The sequence below is a fragment of the Mesorhizobium sp. WSM4887 genome, from assembly GCF_029625865.1.
In the GTDB taxonomy this organism is placed as follows: domain Bacteria; phylum Pseudomonadota; class Alphaproteobacteria; order Rhizobiales; family Rhizobiaceae; genus Mesorhizobium.
In genome coordinates this window covers 1,652,334-1,670,546 of record NZ_JARTVP010000001.1, presented here as the reverse complement: position 1 = coordinate 1,670,546, position 18,213 = coordinate 1,652,334, and the positions used below count along the sequence as shown (strand labels likewise).

At 64.3% G+C, this 18,213-nt stretch carries 17 protein-coding genes and 1 tRNA gene; 11 read left to right on the top strand and 7 right to left on the bottom strand.

Going from position 1 to position 18,213, the window contains the following annotated elements:
* Positions 1 to 105: 105 nt before the first annotated feature.
* Positions 106 to 810: a proton-conducting membrane transporter gene (locus P9230_RS08005; RefSeq protein WP_278118236.1), complete on the bottom strand. Its 705-nt coding sequence runs from the start codon at positions 808 to 810 to the stop codon at positions 106 to 108.
* A 329-nt stretch (positions 811 to 1,139) separates the two neighbouring features.
* Positions 1,140 to 2,978, bottom strand: coding sequence for a M3 family oligoendopeptidase (locus P9230_RS08000; protein WP_278118234.1), 1,839 nt, complete (start codon positions 2,976 to 2,978; stop codon positions 1,140 to 1,142).
* 144 nt (positions 2,979 to 3,122) lie between these two features.
* On the opposite strand from P9230_RS08000, the gene P9230_RS07995 reads away from it, so the two are divergent.
* The 4 genes from P9230_RS07995 (at position 3,123) to P9230_RS07980 (ending at position 7,362) form a co-directional block, all read left to right on the top strand.
* Positions 3,123 to 4,664 carry a sigma-54 dependent transcriptional regulator gene (locus tag P9230_RS07995; protein WP_127324715.1) on the top strand — a complete coding sequence of 514 codons (1,542 nt, stop codon included), beginning with the start codon at positions 3,123 to 3,125 and terminating at the stop codon, positions 4,662 to 4,664.
* Positions 4,665 to 5,073: 409 nt separating this feature from the next.
* Complete coding sequence (locus P9230_RS07990) at positions 5,074 to 6,888, top strand: DUF882 domain-containing protein (RefSeq protein WP_278118232.1); 1,815 nt, start codon at positions 5,074 to 5,076, stop codon at positions 6,886 to 6,888.
* A gap of 102 nt (positions 6,889 to 6,990) precedes the next feature.
* A tRNA-Gln gene (locus P9230_RS07985) sits at positions 6,991 to 7,064 on the top strand.
* A 121-nt stretch (positions 7,065 to 7,185) separates the two neighbouring features.
* The gene (locus P9230_RS07980) at positions 7,186 to 7,362 is read left to right on the top strand and encodes a hypothetical protein (RefSeq protein ID WP_278118230.1); all 177 of its coding nucleotides are present in this window, start codon (positions 7,186 to 7,188) and stop codon (positions 7,360 to 7,362) included.
* A 113-nt stretch (positions 7,363 to 7,475) separates the two neighbouring features.
* Here the strand turns inward: P9230_RS07980 and P9230_RS07975 are convergent, their stop codons facing one another.
* Complete coding sequence (locus tag P9230_RS07975; RefSeq protein WP_127215583.1) at positions 7,476 to 8,111, bottom strand: 2-dehydro-3-deoxy-phosphogluconate aldolase; 636 nt, start codon at positions 8,109 to 8,111, stop codon at positions 7,476 to 7,478.
* Between the two features lie 142 nt (positions 8,112 to 8,253).
* Here P9230_RS07975 and P9230_RS07970 point away from each other — a divergent pair, with 142 nt between their 5' ends.
* The 3 genes from P9230_RS07970 (at position 8,254) to P9230_RS07960 (ending at position 11,044) form a co-directional block, all read left to right on the top strand.
* The gene (locus P9230_RS07970) at positions 8,254 to 9,183 is read left to right on the top strand and encodes a rhodanese-related sulfurtransferase (protein ID WP_278118228.1); all 930 of its coding nucleotides are present in this window, start codon (positions 8,254 to 8,256) and stop codon (positions 9,181 to 9,183) included.
* Between the two features lie 121 nt (positions 9,184 to 9,304).
* Positions 9,305 to 10,012, top strand: a complete 708-nt coding sequence (locus tag P9230_RS07965) for a tellurite resistance TerB family protein (RefSeq protein ID WP_067002750.1) — start codon at positions 9,305 to 9,307, stop codon at positions 10,010 to 10,012.
* Positions 10,013 to 10,291: 279 nt separating this feature from the next.
* Positions 10,292 to 11,044: an SDR family oxidoreductase gene (locus P9230_RS07960; protein WP_082953977.1), complete on the top strand. Its 753-nt coding sequence runs from the start codon at positions 10,292 to 10,294 to the stop codon at positions 11,042 to 11,044.
* A 13-nt stretch (positions 11,045 to 11,057) separates the two neighbouring features.
* On the opposite strand, the gene P9230_RS07955 is transcribed toward P9230_RS07960, so the two are convergent.
* Positions 11,058 to 12,242: a pyridoxal phosphate-dependent aminotransferase gene (locus P9230_RS07955; protein ID WP_278118226.1), complete on the bottom strand. Its 1,185-nt coding sequence runs from the start codon at positions 12,240 to 12,242 to the stop codon at positions 11,058 to 11,060.
* Positions 12,243 to 12,325: 83 nt separating this feature from the next.
* Here P9230_RS07955 and P9230_RS07950 point away from each other — a divergent pair, with 83 nt between their 5' ends.
* From P9230_RS07950 to denD, 4 genes are read left to right on the top strand one after another with little or no spacing between them, the layout of a single operon-like run.
* Complete coding sequence (locus P9230_RS07950) at positions 12,326 to 13,012, top strand: GNAT family protein (protein ID WP_095800642.1); 687 nt, start codon at positions 12,326 to 12,328, stop codon at positions 13,010 to 13,012.
* Positions 13,013 to 13,025: 13 nt separating this feature from the next.
* Positions 13,026 to 14,006 carry a cation diffusion facilitator family transporter gene (locus P9230_RS07945; RefSeq protein WP_095800465.1) on the top strand — a complete coding sequence of 327 codons (981 nt, stop codon included), beginning with the start codon at positions 13,026 to 13,028 and terminating at the stop codon, positions 14,004 to 14,006.
* Positions 14,007 to 14,042: 36 nt separating this feature from the next.
* The gene (locus P9230_RS07940; protein ID WP_095777137.1) at positions 14,043 to 14,249 is read left to right on the top strand and encodes a hypothetical protein; all 207 of its coding nucleotides are present in this window, start codon (positions 14,043 to 14,045) and stop codon (positions 14,247 to 14,249) included.
* Between the two features lies 1 nt (position 14,250).
* Positions 14,251 to 15,225 (top strand): D-erythronate dehydrogenase, encoded by a 975-nt coding sequence (denD, locus tag P9230_RS07935; RefSeq protein ID WP_095800464.1) that lies wholly within the window; start codon positions 14,251 to 14,253, stop codon positions 15,223 to 15,225.
* Between the two features lie 15 nt (positions 15,226 to 15,240).
* On the opposite strand, the gene P9230_RS07930 is transcribed toward denD, so the two are convergent.
* The 3 genes from P9230_RS07930 to P9230_RS07920 form a co-directional block, all read right to left on the bottom strand.
* Positions 15,241 to 16,458 carry a nickel/cobalt transporter gene (locus P9230_RS07930; RefSeq protein ID WP_278118222.1) on the bottom strand — a complete coding sequence of 406 codons (1,218 nt, stop codon included), beginning with the start codon at positions 16,456 to 16,458 and terminating at the stop codon, positions 15,241 to 15,243.
* A 6-nt stretch (positions 16,459 to 16,464) separates the two neighbouring features.
* On the bottom strand, positions 16,465 to 17,133 hold the full coding sequence (locus tag P9230_RS07925) for a DUF1007 family protein (RefSeq protein ID WP_278118220.1): 669 nt from the start codon (positions 17,131 to 17,133) through the stop codon (positions 16,465 to 16,467).
* 180 nt (positions 17,134 to 17,313) lie between these two features.
* Positions 17,314 to 18,213 carry a LysR family transcriptional regulator gene (locus P9230_RS07920; RefSeq protein ID WP_067002475.1) on the bottom strand — a complete coding sequence of 300 codons (900 nt, stop codon included), beginning with the start codon at positions 18,211 to 18,213 and terminating at the stop codon, positions 17,314 to 17,316.

Sequence of the window (18,213 nt, the reverse complement as noted above, 5' to 3'; positions counted from 1 at the left end):
GCGAGGCGCAATCGAGAGAACGGCGTCGGAGGGCGTAAAGGCATCTGGTCCAAAGCAAAAACGGCGCCCAATGGACGCCGCCTGCGCTGGGAAGGCACAGCGAGATCAGTTGTTGTTCGAGGTCGCCGCCGTGGGGAACCGGCTAGCGAATTCGGCCTCGTCGCCCGCGGCCAGCAGTTTCGCCTGCTCGATCCATTTCTCGCGCGCGATGCGGCCGTCGAAATTGAGCACCTCCTCGACGCGCTTGACGTCGGCATCGGTCCAAGCGGCGATCTGGGCATAGGACGTGACGCCCTGCGCCTTGAGCAGCTTTTCATTGACCGGGCCGATGCCGATCAGGCGGCGCAGATTGTCCGCCTTGCCGGTGGTCGCCTTCGGGGCGGCGGCTTTCTTCGGAGCCGGCGCCTTCTTTGGCGCCGCGGCGGCCGTTTTTGCCGCTGCCGGCTTGGCCGCGGCGGATTTGGTCGAAGCCGATTTTGCCGCTGACGGTCTGGCCGATGGGGATTTGGCTGGGGTCGGGGTCGATATCAGGGCCGCAGGCGCCGGCGCGGAGGCTTTGTCGGCTCCCGCCTTGGCGGAAGAGGTCGGCGCTTCGCGCAGCTTGCGTTCGAGATCGGCGCGGCTGCGGCCGCATGCGTCGAGCTCGCCGCTCAGGCGGTAGGTATCGGCGCTAAACCGGTCGCGTTCGCTCTTGGCGCGACCGAGTTCGCCGCGCAGGCTGTCGAGCTCGCCACGCAGGCGGCCCCAGATGAACCAGCCAACCAGGACACCGACAACGAACGCCAGGAGCATATAGAAGAAAGTGCTCATTTCCCTCTCCAGTCCGATCGGGCCGCGGTCGCAAACGGCGGCCTTGCCGCAGGGATCGTCAATCGTTCCGCGCGCTGGGCGGAACCGCCCCTCCAATCGCTGGCGGCTGGCCCTCCTCCGGCTGCGGCCCGACGGCCGCTATCGCTCTCGCTGAAGCAACGCTAGGGCCGCCTCCGGCCTTGCTGTCGCGTCCGGTTGAGCTTGGGGTCTACGCTAGCACACGGCCTGCGCAAAGCTAATTGAAAAGTGCGGGCAGAGTTATTCAAGAACAGCACAAGTATGCGTTCCGGCCAAACTGTTCCCGGTCTATGCCGCCAGGCGAGCACCCGTCATTTGTCGAGCGCCTCCAGCTCGTCGATCAGCGCGCCGATCACACCCAGGCCGATCTGCCAGAAGGCCGGATCCGTGGCGTCGAGGCCGAAGGGCGCCAGCAGTTCCGAATGATGCTTGGTGCCGCCGGCGCGCAGCATCTCGAAATACTTCTCCTGAAAGCCGCGCTCGGCGTTCTGGTAGACGGCGTAGAGCGAGTTGACCAGGCAGTCGCCGAAGGCATAGGCGTAGACGTAGAAGGGCGAGTGGATGAAGTGCGGGATATAAGTCCAGAAGACCTCGTAGCCATCGCGCAACTTGATCGCCGGCCCCAGGCTTTCAGCCTGCACCTCAAGCCAGAACTGGCCCAGCCTGTCCGAGGTCAGCTCGCCGTTGCGGCGCTCGGCATGCACCTTGCGCTCGAACTCGTAGAAGGCGATCTGGCGCACGACGGTATTGATCATGTCCTCGACCTTCTGGGCGAGCATGGCCTTGCGCTCGCGCTTGTCGGAGGTCTGGTCGAGCAGCGAGCGGAAGGTCAGCATCTCTCCGAAGACGGAGGCGGTCTCGGCCAGCGTCAGCGGGGTGGACGCCATCAGCGCGCCCTGGCCGGCGGCCAGCACCTGGTGAACGCCGTGGCCCAGCTCATGCGCCAGCGTCATCACATCGCGCGGCTTGCCCATGTAGTTGAGGAGCACGTAGGGATGCGCCGAAGGCACGGTCGGGTGGGCGAAGGCGCCGGGCGATTTGCCCGGCCTGACCGGCGCATCGATCCATTTGCGGTCGAAGAAGGTCCGCGCGATTTCCGCCATCTTCGGCGAGAAACGCTGATAGGCTGACAGCACCGTGTCCCTGGCGTCGTCCCAGCGGATCACCGATTGCGGGGTCTCGGGCAGCGGCGCGTTGCGGTCCCAGTGGTTCATGACGTCCGTGCCGAGCCAGCGCGCCTTCATCTGATAGTAGCGGTGCGACAGGCGCGGATAGGCTTCGCGCACGGCCGCGGCCAAAGCATCGACCACGCCGCGTTCGACGCGGTTGGCGAGATGGCGTGAATCGGCGATGTCCTCGAAGCCGCGCCAGCGGTCGGAAATTTCCTTGTCCTTAGCCAGCGTGTTGGTGATGAGCGTGAAGGTGCGCAGGTTCTTGCGGAAAGTCGCGGCGAGTGCCTCGGAGGCACGGCGGCGCACTTCGCCATCCGCGTCCTGCAGTCGGTTCAGCGCCGGCTCCAGCGTCAGCTCCTCGCCGTCGACGTCGAAACGCAGGTCGGTCATCGTCTCGTCGAACAGGCGGTTCCAGGCGCCGCGTCCGGTGACCGACTTCTCGTGGAACAACTGCTCGACCCGATCCTCGAGCTGGTACGGCTTGTCCTTCCTGAGGTCGAGCACCCATGGGCGATAGTGGGCGAAGGCCAGGTCGGCCGCGAGTGCTGCTTCGATCACCGAGTCGTCGATCAGGTTGAGCTCCAGCGCGAAGAACAAAAGATGCGCGCTGGCATCCGTCATCTTCTCCTGGATGTCGCCATAGAGCTTGGCGCGCTGCGGATCGGCGGTGTTGCCGGCATAGACAAGCCCGGCATAGGAGACGATGCGGCCGATCAGTTCCTCCAGCGCCTCGTAGGTCTTCAGCGCCTCGCCGAGCCGGCCGGCGGCGCCACGCTCGGCTTCGGCGGCCAACGTGCCCTTCCAACGGACCTCGAAGGCAATGGCGTCGCTTGCCGCCCGGGCGATGTCACGCTTCAGCTCCGGCGCTTCCATGCCGGAATAGAGATCGGCGAGATTCCACTCCGGCAGATCGCCGAGCTCCGCCGCGGCCTGGCCATATGCCGTCGCCGCAAGCCGCTGACCAAACATCATGCGCATCGACAATACCTTCTTCGAATCAACGGGAAAGGAGAAGCCGGTCAAATCCTAAGGAATTCGTTCACCGGGTTTTTTGAAACCTTATTTAGAACCCTGTGCCAAGATGATCCATGGGGATTTATCGGGCGGATAATTCAAAGAGTCATGACAGGTTCCGTACTCATAGTCGATGACGATCCCGTGCAGCGCAGGCTGCTCGAGGCGGCGGTGACGAAATTCGGCCACAGCGCCATCGTCACCGACGGCGGCGAGGCCGGTCTCGATGTGCTGGACGGACCGAAGGCGCGCGATGTGTCGGTCGTCATCCTCGACCTGGTCATGCCCGGTCTCGACGGCATCGGCGTGCTGAAGGCGATGCGCGAGCGCGCCATCAATCTCCCGGTCATCGTGCAGACCGCGCAGGGCGGCATCGAAACCGTTGTCTCGGCCATGCGCCACGGCGCTTTCGATTTCGTCGTCAAGCCGGCCTCGCCCGACCGGCTGCAGACCTCGATTTCCAATGCTTTGAAGGTCGAAGCGGTCGAGGACGAGGTGAAGCGCACTTCGCGGCGTCGCGGCGGCCATCTCACCTTCAAGGATCTGATCACCCGCAGCCCGGCGATGGACCGGGTGATCCGGCTCGGCCAGAAGGCGGCGGCCTCCAACATTCCGATCCTAATCGAGGGTGAATCGGGCGTGGGCAAGGAGTTGGTGGCGCGCGCCATCCAGGGCAGCGGCGACCGCCGCTCGAAACCCTTCGTCACCGTCAATTGCGGCGCCATCCCCGACAATCTGGTGGAATCGATCCTGTTCGGCCATGAGAAGGGTTCCTTCACCGGCGCCACGGACAAGCACACCGGCAAATTCGTCGAGGCGCATTCGGGCACGCTGTTCCTGGACGAGATCGGCGACCTGCCGCTCGACGTTCAGGTCAAGCTGCTGCGCGCCGTGCAGGAGGGCGAGGTCGACCCGGTCGGCGGCCGTTCGACCGTCAAGGTCGACATCCGGCTGATCTCGGCGACGCATCGGAATCTTTTGCAGCAGGTCAAGGACGGCAAATTCCGCGAGGACCTATTTTATCGCCTGAACGTCTATCCGATCTTCGTGCCGCCGCTGCGCGACCGGCGCGAGGACATCCCCCATCTGGTCAGGCATTTCATGGAGAAGGTGGCGCCGGCCGATCCGCGTCATCGTCTCACCGGCATATCGGCCAAAGCGCTGGCGATGCTGCAGGCCTACGATTGGCCGGGCAACATCCGCCAGCTGGAAAATGCGGTGTTCAGGGCGTCGGTGCTCGCCGAAGGCGAATTGCTGACCGAAGAGGAATTCCCACAGATTCGCGCGCAGGTCGAAGGGACGGTGAAGCTCGATGCTGAGCCTGCGACTGCCGTGGCACCGGTCGCGGACGAGCCGCAGCCGGGCGATCAGGCCGTCTCCAATGGAGCGGCGGCAGGTTCGCACGAGGCCGAGGCGCGGGCGCGGCTGCAGCCGCGATTCGGCACGCTGAGGGCCTTGGACGAGCGCGGCAATGTGCGGGCGCTGGCCGATGTCGAGTTCGAGATGATCAAGCTTGCGATCGACCACTATAACGGCCAGATGAGCGAGGTGGCGCGCCGCCTCGGCATCGGGCGTTCTACGCTCTACCGCAAGTTGAAGGAATATGGCATTGACCCCGAAGCGGGTCGGCTTGATCGACTTGCCTCTTGAGACGCAAGCCCAGCCCAGCCTACCGGTTTATATTCCGACTTAAATCGTCGCTTTTTCGTTTCTGAAGGCGCTTTTTCAGTCGCTTGCGTGTTTCGCGATCACGCATTTAACGCAATCGGTAACAGATTGTGTTTGGGCCAAAGCCGAATTCTCGATCTAAACGAGCGATTTACCACGAAACGTGGTGCATCATTTTTGACGGGATATCGCCACGGTGTTACCGCATTTCGGCTCCAATAAGCGATGATTAACCATTAGGATCGATATTCGGATGTGAGAACCACGCATCCGTTTGGGCAAATCCGGGGACAAACGGCAGCCTGCAAGGCCTTTTGATTTGAACCAAGTCGAACGACACACGAACGGGCGGCATTTTCACATGAGCGTCTGGCCACGGTGGCTGACGTTTATGATTTTGGCCGTAGGGTTCCTTTCGGCAGCCGCCTCCGGCGCGAAAGCCGAAGTCCGTTCGCTGAAGCTCTATCACCTGCACACACACGAAAAGGCCGAGATCGTCTACAAGCGTAACGGCCGCTACGTTCCCGAAGGCCTGCGCAAGATCAACATCATCCTGCGCGACTGGCGCCGCAACGAGCCGACCAAGATGGATCCGCGGCTGCTCGATCTGGTGTGGGAGGCCTACCGGCAGAGCGGAGCGACCGACTACATCCAGGTCGTCTGCGGCTATCGCTCGCCATCTACCAATTCGATGCTGCGCAGCCGCAGCCGCGGTGTCGCCGAGAAAAGCCAGCACATGCTTGGCAAGGCGATGGACTTCTACATCCCCGGCGTGCCGCTGAAGAAGCTGCGCAACATCGGCCTCAAGATGCAGGGCGGCGGCGTCGGCTACTATCCGAATTCCGGTTCTCCGTTCGTCCACATGGATGTCGGTAATGTCCGCCACTGGCCGGGTATCAGCCGTCAGGAACTGGTCAGCCTGTTTCCGAACGGCAAGACGCTGCACGTGCCGAGCGACGGCCGGCCGCTGCCTGGCTATGAGCAGGCTCTGGCCGCCTACAAGGCGCGCAAGGGCGCCGGCACCCCCAATATCGAGCTGGCCAGCGCCGGCGGCTCGACCAAGCGGTCCGGCGGACTGTTTGCGGCCTGGTTCGGCGGCGGCGACGACGAGGCCGACGACAGCGCCGATGTCGCGAGCGCCCAACCCGCACCCCAGCCGAAAGCTGTGAAGCAGGTGGCGGCCGCCAAGAGCGGCAACAGCGGCAGCCTGCCGGGCATCGCGATCGTGTCGCCGCAGGATGCCAAGCGCGCCAACATCCCGCAGATCGCCGATGACAGCTCGGACGATTCGCAACCGCAGCAGGACACGCCCGAAACCATCATTGCCGCGCTGCCGCCGAAGGAGGTTCCTCTGCCCGCCTTCGCGCCGAGGCCCAAGGCCGATGTCGGCCAGCAGACGGCTGAAAACGTGCCGTTCGCCGTGGCGGACGCCTCGGCCACGGCTGAGCAGGCGGTGGCGACGGCGCATGCTCCGGCCAACGTACCGTTCGGCATGGCCGCCGGCGCGGCGCAGGCCGCAGCCGATCCCGCGCAGGGGGCGTTCAACAATGTTCCGCTGCCGACGAGGCGGCCCGATCTGCCGAGGGAACTTGCGCCCAAGGACAAGGGCGTGCTTCTGGCGCTGGCGGAAACCGCCTCGCAGGACAAGAGCGCGACCGATGCCTTCTCGGTGCTGCCGACCGCGCGGCCCGACACGGGCAAGCCGGATGAGATCAAAGCGGTGCTCGAGCAGGCCAGCGCGACCACCGTGGCCGGCTCGAGTGGGGCCGAATACGAAGTCGCTTCGCTGACTGCGCCGGAGCCACGCTCGGCATTCAACGATCCGTCGGGTCTCGATGCAGCTTCGCCGCGTCAAGCCATTGCCGCACGCCCCGCCGGCACCGATCCGGCGCAGGCGATCGGCGCCGGCGTGAAGACGACGCGCAAGGAGGCCAGGGCGTCCGCCAACGACCTGAAGCCCGGCCCGAAGGCAATGGTGGTGGCAACGCCGCCGCAGGCAGCGCGCTGGGCGCTGGGCAGCGGCGACAACATCGCCACCGTTTCCGATCCGACCACGGCACCGCGCTATGCCTACAATATCGTGCACACGCCGCCGAGCGAGGTCTACACGGCCGGCTTCCAGACGGATGCGCAATTGCCGGACGCCAGCCGGTTCACCGGCAACGCGGTGAAGTTCCTTTCGGTCGCCCGCTTCCAGACGAAATAACGAGCCTGCCAGTGCCGCAACAGCCGCGTTGAACAACAGCGCGGCTTTTGCTTTTATCACGGCAGCATAGTTTGAACGGCGCGGGTTTCCCGCGTAGTCTTTTCCCGCTTCGTCTAACGGTAGGACAGCGCCCTTTGAAGGCGTGAATCGTGGTTCGAATCCATGAGCGGGAACCAGCCGGCGGCTGGTTTTCGGCCCGCACCGGCATGCCATCACGCACGCTTAAACTTCTCGTGAGACCGGAACGGGCCGCGCTTTTTCGGGTTAGGATGCGTTCGTTCCAAACTGGGGATATTCATGAAGAAGATTCTATTGGCGTCAGTTCTCGCTCTGGCCGCGACATCGGCTGCCGTGGCTCCAACGCAGGCCGAAACCGTTATCGTCAAGACCGGCAAGCATCACTGCAGAACCAAGGTGGTCACCCATTGGGTTCACCACCGCAAGGTCGTCGAGAAGGTCAAGGTCTGCCACTGACCGCATGTCCAGCCCTGGAGCGGTTCAGCGTTTGATAGACCGCTGAACCGCTCCAGGTTGTTCTTTACACGATCCGGACGGAAGAACCGGTGCCCACTCTTCCTGGAATTGCGTTAGGCGAGCTTGCTCGCCTCGCGCGCCAGGGCTTCGATCTCATCCCATTTGCCGGCCTTGATGAATTCGTCGGGCGCCACCCACGAGCCGCCGACGCAGATGACGTTGGGGAGGCTCAGATAGTCGGCGGCGTTCTTGGCCGTTATGCCGCCGGTCGGGCAGAATTTCACGTCGGCGAGCGGCGAGGCGAAGGCCTTCAGCGATGCGATGCCGCCCGACTGTTCGGCCGGGAAGAATTTCAGGAAGCGCAGGCCGGCTTCGCGCGCAGCCATGATCTCCCCGGGGGTGATGGCGCCGGGCAGCAGCGGCACGGGGCTGTCCTTGGCCGCGTCGAGAAGCTGGCTCGTAATGCCGGGGCTGACGATGAATTTCGAGCCGGCGCGTGCCGCCTCGTCGAACTGCTTGGCATCGAGAATGGTGCCGGCACCGACAACCGCATCCTCGACTTCGGCCGCGACGCGGCGGATCGCTTCCAGCGCATCGGCGGTGCGCAGCGTGATCTCGATCGCCCTCAAGCCGCCGCGCGACAGAGCGCGAGCGAGCGGCACGGCGTCGGCGACATTGGCGATCTTGAGCACCGGGATGACCGGCTGGCCGTTGAGGAGCGACAGAAGCTTTTCGGTCTTGCTGGTCATTGGCTTGTCTCTCCGTTTCGGTCGATTTCAACCGATTAGCAGAAGGGGTATTCCGAGTCCACGAAGGCGGGCGTGTCGCAATGTCACGCGGCCCGTCCGCTCCGCCTTGAAACGGCTTTCAGCACGGTCTAGTGGCATGGGCATGACAACAAACAAGGAAATTCAGCCGGTCCGCGTTGGCGCGCTCTACAAGTTTGCGTGGCTCGACAATTACCAAGCGCTGCGCGCGCCGCTTGCCGCCTTCTGCTGCGGACGCGGCATCAAGGGCACGCTGCTTTTGGCGCATGAGGGCATCAACGGCACGGTCGCCGGCAGCGAGGCAGCGATCGCCGCGCTTATCGATCACCTGGAGGCGATCGAAGCGCTTGCCGGCCTGGAAGTGAAATACAGCACCGCCGCCGAGATGCCGTTCCACCGCATGAAGGTGCGGCTGAAGCGCGAGATCGTCACGATGGGCGTCGACAATCTCGATCCGGCGAGCAGCGCCGGCACCTATGTCGCGCCGGCCGATTGGAACGCGCTGATCTCGGACGCCGACACGTTGGTCATCGACACGCGCAACGCCTACGAGGTTTCGATCGGCACCTTCAAGGGCGCGGTCGATCCCAAGACCGCCAGCTTTCGCGAGTTCCCGGGCTGGGTCGAAGAGCACCGCGAGGAGCTCGAAGGCCGCAAGGTGGCGATGTTCTGCACCGGCGGCATTCGCTGCGAGAAGGCGACCGCTTACGTGAAGTCGCTGGGCTTCAGGCAGGTCTTCCACCTTAAGGGCGGCATCCTGAAATATCTCGAAGAGGTGCCGGCCGAAGAGAGCCTGTGGCAGGGCGAATGCTTCGTCTTCGACGAGCGGGTATCGGTGTCGCATGGCCTGGCCGAGGGCGAAGCCGAACTCTGCCGCGCCTGCCGCCATCCGCTCACCGTCGAGGACCGGCTCTCGCCGAAATATACGGTCGGCGTCTCATGCCCGCATTGCTTCGAAGCGCGCTCGGACGAGGACCGCGCGCGCTACGCCGAGCGCCATCGCCAGGTGGAACTCGCGCATGCGCGGGGCGCCAAGCGCCACATCGGAAGCTGAGCAGCCCAGGTTTCGTCAAATCATCCGCCCGTTCATTGTAATGTCAATGCGCGGGGCCTACGTCTTGCCGATCCGAAACCCCGCCCGGGCGCATTCGGCCGGGCCAATTCTGGAGGCATTGATGCTCGACCCCAAGAAGCTGCTCGACGACCTTTTCGGCTCGCAAATTCCCGGCACGGGATCGACCGTTCGCGACAAGGCGGGGCAGGCGGTGCAGATGGCGAAGGACAATCCGCTCGCCGCCGGCGCGCTGGCGGCGGTGTTGCTCGGCACCGGCCCCGGTCGACAGGTGACGGGCGCTGCCATGAAGCTCGGCGGCCTGGCAGCCATTGGCGGCCTCGCCTACAAGGCCTACCAGAACTACAAGGCCGGCAATGTGCCGGCACAAGAACCCGTGGCCGGCGAGCCCGAGTTGCTGCCGCCGCCCAAGGACACCGCCTTCCATCCCTCGCAGGCGCCGCAGGGCGAGGCCGAATTCACGCTGACCCTGGTGCGGGCGATGATCTCCGCAGCCAAGGCGGACGGTCATGTCGATGACGAGGAGCGGCAGAAAATCGCCGACAAGCTCAAGCTCGCCGGCATCGGTGCCGAAGCGGAAAAATTTCTGCTGGATGAGCTTGAACGCCCGCTCGATCTCGACGTCCTGATCACCGGCGCCAAGACCGATGCGCAGAAAGTTGAGCTCTACACCGCCTCGCGCCTTACCATCGATCCCGACACCCGCACGGAGCGCGGCTATCTCGACCTGCTAGCCGGCCGCCTCGGCCTGCCGGACGCGCTGGTCGACCATGTCGAGGCGACGGTCTCGGCGGCGAAGGCGCCGGCTTGAACCGTGCCCGATCCGCGCCAGCAAATTGCCGATTGGTAAACGCGCATCGGACGTGCTGCTGGCCGTTAATCTTTCGTTAACCCAGCAAGCGCATCATTCTAACCAGTCGGACCGGCTTATCCTCCTCCCAAGCGCGGTTCAGATGAGGGGCGGTCGCCAATGACCGCCCTTTTTGTCGGCTCCGCTTTCTTGCCGACAATAGCCGCTTGCCACGCCCTCCGTCATTTGCGATGCCACGTCTTCTTCCAGCAGTGACGGGGAGCGAGGACGATGACCGCCATGACAGAGAAAACAGCCATCGTAACCGGCGCCGGCACCGGCATCGGCAAGAGCGTCGCCACCACGCTGCTCAAGGCAGGCTGGAACACCGTGTTCTGCGGCCGCCGCAAGACGCTGCTCGAGGAGGCGATCGCCGAGGCCGGGAAGACCAGCGCCAGGGCGCTTGCCGTTGCATGCGACATCAGCAAGGCCGGCGAAGTCGACGACATGTTCGAGACAGTGGTGGAGGCGTTCGGGCGCGTCGACCTGCTCTTCAACAATGCCGGCATGGGCTACAAGTCGACGCTGATCGACGAGATCCCGGTCGAGGTCTGGAACGATGTCGTCGGCGTCAACCTGACCGGCTCGTTCCTATGCGCCCGTGCCGCCTTCGGCGTCATGCGCCGGCAAAAGCCGATGGGTGGGCGCATCATCAACAATGGCTCGGTGTCGGCCTATGCACCGCGGCCGGGCTCAGCGCCCTACACGGCGACCAAGCATGCCATCACCGGCCTGACCAAGACCCTGGCGCTCGACGGCCGGCCCTATGACATTGCCTGCGGCCAGATCGACATTGGCAACGCATTGACCGAGATGGCGCAGGCGATGACCGTCGGCGTGCCGCAGGCCAACGGCTCCATCGCCGCCGAAGCGGTGATGGATGTCCAGCGCGTCGCCGACGCGGTGCTTCACATGGCGAGCTTGCCGCTCGACGCCAATGTGCTGTTCATGACGGTGATGGCGACGAAGATGCCGTTCGTCGGCCGCGGATGAGGGGCTGCGGCTTCTATTTCGTCAAGAACACTTCGATCCGCTCCAGCGCTCGTAATATGTTCTCCTCGGAATTGGCGTAGGAAAGCCGGACATAGCCTTCGCCGAGCACGCCGAAATCGGGGCCGCCGATCAGCGCGACGCCGGCATCCTCCAACAGCGCCGAGGCAAGCTTCTTGGCCTTCCAGCCGGTCTTCGAAACATTGGGGAAGGCGTAGAAGGCGCCCTTCGGCGTGATGCAGGAAATGCCGGGGAGCGCGTTCAGCCCTTCGACCACGATCTTCCTGCGGTTGTCGAAGGCGAGCATCATCTTTTCGACATCGTCCTGCGGGCCGTCTATCGCGGCGATGCCGGCATACTGGCTCGGCGCGTTGACGCAGGACCAGCAGTTGACCGCAAGCTTGCGCACCTTGTCGTAGAGATAGGCGCCCTTTTCGCCGTTTGGCCAGATCGACCAGCCCATGCGCCAGCCGGTCATCGCCCAGGTCTTGGACCAGCCGTTGAGCACGATCAGCCTGTCGCGGAGTTCCGGAAAGTTGAGCAGCGAGCAGTGGGTCTCGCCGCCATAGGTCATGACATCGTAGATTTCGTCGGAGAGGATCGCGACCTCAGGGTGCTTCTCCAAGCCCTTCACGAGTTTGGCGATCTCGTCCCGCGCGGTCACGCCGCCGGTCGGATTGGCGGGCGAGTTTAGGATCAGCAGCCTCGTCTTCGGCGTGATGAGCGCCAGCGTCTCTTCCGCCGAGAAGGCGAAGCCGTTCTCCTCGCGGATCGGCACCGGGATTGGAGCAGCACCCGTGAACTCGATCATCGAGCGATAAATCGGAAAGCCGGGATCGGGATAAAGAATCTCCGCCCCCGGCTCGCCGAACATCAGGATCGCGGCGAACATGGTCGGCTTGCCGCCGGGCAGGATCATCACGCTCTCGGGTGATACTTCGACCCCAGTGGTGGTCAGCGTGCGGCGCACGACGGCCTCGCGCGTGGCTAAAAGGCCGTTGGCAGGCGTGTAGCCGTGGTGGCCGTCGCGCAGCGCCTTGATCGCCGCCTCGACGATATGCTGCGGCGTCTTGAAGTCGGGCTGGCCGATGCCGAGGTTGATGATGTCGCGGCCCTCATGGGCAAGCGCCGTTGCCCGCGCGAGCACCGCAAAGGCATTTTCCTCGCCGAGACGATCGAAGGCCGCGATGGTGTGGAGCATTTTTCCCGTCCCTGTGGTTCTTTCTGTGGGCGAGCGTTTTTGTGAGCGTGCGCCAGGAAAAGTCAAACGGATTGGAGCGGTCGGTGTCGGAAAATCTGAAGAATTGGCAGGCACGCCCGCGCCCCGAACGCAAGGCGCTGGAAGGCCGCTATGTCCGGCTCGAACCGCTGAGCGCGTCAAAGCACGGCGACGGGCTCTATGAAGCGTCGTCGGTGTCGGATGCCGGAGGCCGCTTCGCCTGGTTGCCGGACTATCCGCCCGAGAACCGCGCCGCCTTCCAGCCATGGCTGGACAAAGTCGAGGCGAGCGAGGATCCGCTGTTCTTCGCCGTCATCGACAAGGCGAGCGGCAAGGTCGCCGGACGTCAGACGCTGATGCGCATTGATGCCGCCAACGGCGTCATCGAGATCGGCAACATCTATTGGGGGCCGCTGATCTCGCGCAGGCCGCAGGCGACGGAAGCACAGTTCCTGTTTACCAAATATGCCTTCGACGAGCTCGGCTATCGCCGCTACGAATGGAAATGCAACAACCGCAACGAGCCGTCGAAACGTGCGGCGGAACGTTTCGGCTTCAAGTTCGAAGGCATTTTCCGCCAGCATCTTGTGGTGAAGGGCGAAAACCGCGATACGGCGTGGTATTCGATCATCGACAAGGAGTGGCCGGCGCTGCGCAAGGCCTATGAGGCCTGGCTCGATCCGGCGAATTTCGATGGCGAGGGCCGCCAAAAGCGACGGCTCGAGGATTTCCGCGCCGAGTCCGGCGCGTAGCAGGAGTTGCGCGATGGCGCATGATCACGGCTCACACGCCCACAGCCACGGCGCCGATGACGTGCACGGGTCGACCGACAAGAAGCGCGTTCTCGTCGCGGGCTGCCTGACAGCCGGCTTCATGATCGCGGAGGCGCTCGGCGGCTGGCTCACCGGCTCGCTGGCGCTGCTCGCGGATGCCGGCCATATGCTGGCGGACGCGATCGCGCTCGGCCTTGCCTGGTATGCCTTCCATCTCACCGGACGTCCGGCTACCGGGCGTCTCACCTACGGCTTCGCTCGCGTGAAGACGCTGGTCGCCTACACCAACGGCATCGCCATCTTCGTCATCGCGCTTTGGATCGTCTACGAGGCCTGGGGGCGGCTGATGCACCCGGCGCCGGTGCTGGGCGGGCCGATGCTGGTGGTGGCGGTCGCCGGCCTGCTGGTCAACGTCGCCTCCTTCCTCGTGCTGCATGGCGGCGACCGCGAGAGCCTCAACATGCGCGGCGCCATACTGCATGTGCTGGGCGACCTGCTTGGCTCGGCCGCGGCAATCGCTGCGGCCCTCATCATCCTCGCCACCGGCTGGACGCCGATCGATCCGATCCTCTCCGTGCTAGTGGCGCTGCTGATCCTGTCGACGGCGTGGTCGCTGATGCGCGAGGCCGCCCATGTGCTGCTCGAAGGCGTGCCGGCAAGCCTCGATCGCGATCTCATCGCCAAGGATCTGGAAGCCGCGGTCAAGGGCGTGCGGGAGGTGCATCACATGCATGTCTGGTCGCTCGACGGCACCAGCAACATGGCGACGCTGCATGCCTGCCTGAATGACGGCGTCGATGCGCATGCTGCGGTGAGCGCCATCAAGAAGCGGCTTGCGGCGAAGCACGGGATCGATCATGCAACGGTGGAGCCCGAGTTCGGCCTGTGCGCCGACAGCCATGACGAGCACGATCATCACCATGATCACGACCATGCGCATGATGCGCCTCGCGATCGCCGCCACTATCACTGAGCCGGTGATGAGCTTCGGATCGAGGGACGGCGCCTGATGGATCGCGAGACGCGCAACGCGGCGATCGCCGCGGCCTGGATACTGCTCCTGTTCGGCCTCGCCGCCTATTTCCTGCCGACCATCATGCTGGCCGCCGGCAAGGTCTCGACGGTCCTTGCGGTCGTCATCGCCGCGCTCTTCATGGTGGGGCTGTTCGTCGTCCTGTGGCTGCGCGGACGCAGCCAACGCAAGAAGGGTCTATGAGATGAGAGTTCTGATTACCGGCGCCGCCGGCATGGTTGGCCGCAAGCTGATCGCAAGGCTGGCCAAGGACGGTGTGCTGCGCGGGCGCAAAATAACCGCGCTCGATCTGCATGATATCGTGCCGCCGCAGGCGCCGACGCTCGCCGGAGTCGATGTCTCGATCCACACCGGCGATCTTTCCACGCCCGGTGCGACGGCCAAGCTCGTTGCTTCCCGCCCGGACGTGATTTTCCATCTCGCCGGCATCGTTTCCGGCGAGGCGGAGGCCAATTTCGACCTCGGCTACCGCGTCAATCTCGACGGCACGCGCGCTTTGTTCGACGCGGTGCGGGTGGCGGGCTTCGCGCCGCGCCTTGTCTTCACCTCGTCGATCGCGGTGTTCGGCGCGCCGTTCCCGGATGTCATCCCGGACGAGTTCCATCCGACGCCGCTCACCTCCTACGGCACGCAGAAGCTGATCAGTGAGGCGCTGCTTGCCGACTACTCGCGGCGCGGAGTCTTCGACGGCATCGGCATCCGGCTGCCCACCATCTGCGTGCGGCCGGGCAGGCCGAACAAGGCGGCGTCGAGCTTCTTCTCAGGGATTATCCGCGAGCCGCTCAGCGGCCAGGAGGCGATCCTGCCGGTGCCGCGCTCGGTGCTGCACACGCATGCCAGCCCGCGATCGGCGGTGAATTTCCTGATCCATGCGGCCGAAATCGATGGCGATAAGGTCGGGCCGCGGCGCAATCTCACCATGCCCGGCGTGGCCGTCACGGTCGGCGAGCAGATCGAAGCGCTCGCGCGCATAGCCGGCGCCGAGGTGGTCAAACGGATCCGCGAGCAGCCCGACGAAACGATCTGGGCGATCGTCAGAGGCTGGCCGACGCGCTTCGAGGCGCGCCGCTCGCGGGAACTGGGTTTTGTCGCCGAGAAGAATTTCGACGAGATCATCCGCGCCTATATCGAGGACGAACTCGACGGAAAGATTGGGTGACAGTTCCGGTCGGCTTCAGACGCCGCCCGTCAGGCTGGCCGACAAGAGCAGCAGGCCAACGACGAAGATGAAGGCGGCGCCGCCGATCTCGACGATCGAATGGATGCGGTTGCCGATGCGTCCGTCGCCGGCGAAATAGACAGCCCAGTTCTTGGCCGTCACCGCGATCGTCGCCAGCGCTGAGACGGTGATCGCGGTGCCGATCGACATGGCGAGCACCGAGAGCAGGCCGCCGAGCCAGAGTCCGTTGAGGAGCGCGAAGCTCAGCACGATCAGCGCGCCGGAGCAGGGGCGGATGCCGACGGCGGCCACCGCCGACCAGGCGGTCTTCCAGTCGAAGCGATCGCCCGAAAGCAGCGCCGGATCCGGCGCGTGCGAATGGCCGCAGGTGTCGCAGACTTCGCCCGGGCCGTGGTGATGTTGGCCAGCGTGAGCATGGTCGTGCGCCGCGTGGTCGTGATCATGCGCCTTGTGATCAGTCGCCTCATGGCTGTGCGCATGCGAATGCGCGGCATGATCATGGTCGTGATGCGCGTGCGAGTGCGTCGAGCGGGCATGCGCGGAATGCGAATGGGAGTGGGAATGACCGGCATGGGAATGCGCGTGAGCATGCGAGTGCCCGCCACGCGAGTGGCCGGCATGGGCCGCCGACAGGCTGTAGGCCGGACCGGCGCCGAACCGCCGAAGAATGGCCGGGCCCGCCTTGCGCCACAGTAGCCAGGCGCCGAACAGCGTCACCAGCACATAACTGGAGATCTCAAGAAACCATGCCGCGTCGGTCATCGACACCGCCGTGCCGCGCAGCACGAAATAGGCAAGCATCATGACGACGACCGCGGTCAGCCCCTGCAGCAGCGCCGAGACGAAGGACAGCATGATCCCGCGCTTCAGCGCCACTTCGTTGGCGACCATGTAGGATGAAATCACCGCCTTGCCGTGGCCGGGCCCGGCGGCGTGGAAAATGCCGTAGGCGAAGGACAGGCCGACCAGCAGCCAGAGCTTGCTGCCGTCCTGGCGCATGGCTTTCATCGCGGCCGCCAGCGAATGGTAGAATTCCTGCTGCCTGAGATTGATCCACATCAGGATATGGGCGAACGGACCGGTCGTGCTCGGCGCCATGCCGTCATTGGTGCCGATGCCGAGCGAGCTCTGGGCATGGGCGACGCCAGGTAAATGCGTCATGACCAAGGTGGCGGCCGCGAGGCCGAGCGCCAAGCGTAGCGACGGTTTCATCACCGATTATCCTTCCGGCGGACAGTTCAGTTCGAGCTTGGTGGCGAAGATCTTGCTCATGTCGGTGCCCGTCGGATCGTTGAAGAAGGCTTCCGTCAGGGTCTTCTGGTTTTCCTTGATCGCTTCGTCCGGATCGGGACGGATCACCTTCTTGGTGCAATTCGCGGGCAATCCCTCAACGGTGAGGTTGGCGTCGTCGGTGAAGTCGATCGCCGTGTAGAAGGTCGGATCGTAGACGCCGATGTCGATCTTGCCGGCGAGCTTGATCGGCGTCTTCGGCTGCGACTCGAACAGAATGATCAGCTGGTCGTTGTCGAAGCTCGCCATCAGATGCGGCGGAGGGACCATGGCCACGTCCTTGCCGTCCTGCGTGACCAGCTGGAAATAGTTGAACTCGGCCAGCGAGGAATGGACGGTGTCGGCCACTTCCTTGAGCTCTTTGTCGTCAAGCTTCAGATCGGAGTTCTTGTCGAACTCCATCATCACTGTACTCGAAAACAGATCGTCGAAGCGCCAAAGGTGGCGCAGCGCCGTCACACTTTGGTGATCCGCGCCGAGGATGACGTCGAGGCGAGCCTCGGCGAAGACGTGCGGGTGCACCTGGGCCGGCTCTACCGTGGCAAAGGTGGCCGCAATTGCCGAAGCCAGTATGGTTGCTTGCCGTTTCAAGTGCATTCCGGGCCGCGATTCCATCGACTTTGGGAGTGGGCTCCGAGAGTTAACAGAAAGGGGGCGAAATTGGGACGCGCTCTCGGAGAGCGTCGCGCTTTTTCCAGATTCGCCCGATGCGCTTTTAGGTCTGATTCTGCGCATGTCCTTGTGCCGAAAACGGTTCCCACCTTCGGGGGACGTGCTTCACGCAGCGTCGCGCGTCCTGAACCAGTGCACCAGGAAATCGACGAAGACACGGACCTTGGCGGGCAAATAGCGGCGATGCGGATAGACCGCGAAGATGCCGCTGCCCGAGAGGATGCGGTCGTCGAGCACCGTCACCAGCTTGCCCGACGCGACTTCGGGCGCAGCGATGAAATCCGGCAGGATGGTGAAGCCCAGGCCCGACACGGCGGCTGCTCTCGCCGCCATCGGACTGTTGACCTCGATCGGCCCCGACACGGTGACGCTCACCGAATCCTCGCCGTCTCCCTTGAAGCGCCAGTTGGCTAAAGAGCGGCCGTTGGTGTCGACGATGCAGGGCATGTTGGAAAGATCCTGCGGGCGGGTCGGGGTGCCATGCTTTGCGAGCAGGTCCGGCGACGCGCAGAGCTTGATCGAAAACGGCCCGAGGCGCCGCGCGATCAGCGACGAGTTCTCCAGCCGCGAAATGCGCACGGCGACATCGAAGCCTTCCTCGACCAGATCGACGAAGCGGTCGTCGAGATGGATGTCGAGAACGATGTCCGGATGTTGCTTGGCAAAATCGATCAGCGACTGCCCAATCGGCGCGTCGGCGAAGGTGCGCGCAGCCGAGAGCTTGATGCGGCCGCGCACGTCGCCGGAAGATTCGCGCACGGCATCGGCGAGGCTGTCGACCTCGCGCACGATTTCGGAGGCGCGCTGATAATAGGTGTGACCGGCTTCGGTCAGCGAGAACTGCCGCGTGGTACGGTTCAACAACAGCGCGCCGAGCTCGTCCTCGAGCTCGCGCACATATTTCGACAGCAGCGCCTTGGAACGGCCGATCTTGCGCGCGGCGGCCGAGAAGCCTTCGGCCTCGACGACGTCGATGAAGGCGCGCATGCGGGTCAATGTATCCAT

Coding starts and splice junctions, on each gene's coding strand:
- P9230_RS08005 (WP_278118236.1), bottom strand. CDS start 810: ATGAGCACTTTCTTCTATATGCTCCTGGCGTTCGTTGTCGGTGTCCTG.
- P9230_RS08000 (WP_278118234.1), bottom strand. CDS start 2,978: ATGCGCATGATGTTTGGTCAGCGGCTTGCGGCGACGGCATATGGCCAG.
- P9230_RS07995 (WP_127324715.1), top strand. CDS start 3,123: ATGACAGGTTCCGTACTCATAGTCGATGACGATCCCGTGCAGCGCAGG.
- P9230_RS07990 (WP_278118232.1), top strand. CDS start 5,074: ATGATTTTGGCCGTAGGGTTCCTTTCGGCAGCCGCCTCCGGCGCGAAA.
- P9230_RS07980 (WP_278118230.1), top strand. CDS start 7,186: ATGAAGAAGATTCTATTGGCGTCAGTTCTCGCTCTGGCCGCGACATCG.
- P9230_RS07975 (WP_127215583.1), bottom strand. CDS start 8,111: ATGACCAGCAAGACCGAAAAGCTTCTGTCGCTCCTCAACGGCCAGCCG.
- P9230_RS07970 (WP_278118228.1), top strand. CDS start 8,254: ATGACAACAAACAAGGAAATTCAGCCGGTCCGCGTTGGCGCGCTCTAC.
- P9230_RS07965 (WP_067002750.1), top strand. CDS start 9,305: ATGCTCGACCCCAAGAAGCTGCTCGACGACCTTTTCGGCTCGCAAATT.
- P9230_RS07960 (WP_082953977.1), top strand. CDS start 10,292: ATGACAGAGAAAACAGCCATCGTAACCGGCGCCGGCACCGGCATCGGC.
- P9230_RS07955 (WP_278118226.1), bottom strand. CDS start 12,242: ATGCTCCACACCATCGCGGCCTTCGATCGTCTCGGCGAGGAAAATGCC.
- P9230_RS07945 (WP_095800465.1), top strand. CDS start 13,026: ATGGCGCATGATCACGGCTCACACGCCCACAGCCACGGCGCCGATGAC.
- P9230_RS07940 (WP_095777137.1), top strand. CDS start 14,043: ATGGATCGCGAGACGCGCAACGCGGCGATCGCCGCGGCCTGGATACTG.
- denD (WP_095800464.1), top strand. CDS start 14,251: ATGAGAGTTCTGATTACCGGCGCCGCCGGCATGGTTGGCCGCAAGCTG.
- P9230_RS07930 (WP_278118222.1), bottom strand. CDS start 16,458: ATGAAACCGTCGCTACGCTTGGCGCTCGGCCTCGCGGCCGCCACCTTG.
- P9230_RS07925 (WP_278118220.1), bottom strand. CDS start 17,133: ATGCACTTGAAACGGCAAGCAACCATACTGGCTTCGGCAATTGCGGCC.
- P9230_RS07920 (WP_067002475.1), bottom strand. CDS start 18,213: ATGGATACATTGACCCGCATGCGCGCCTTCATCGACGTCGTCGAGGCC.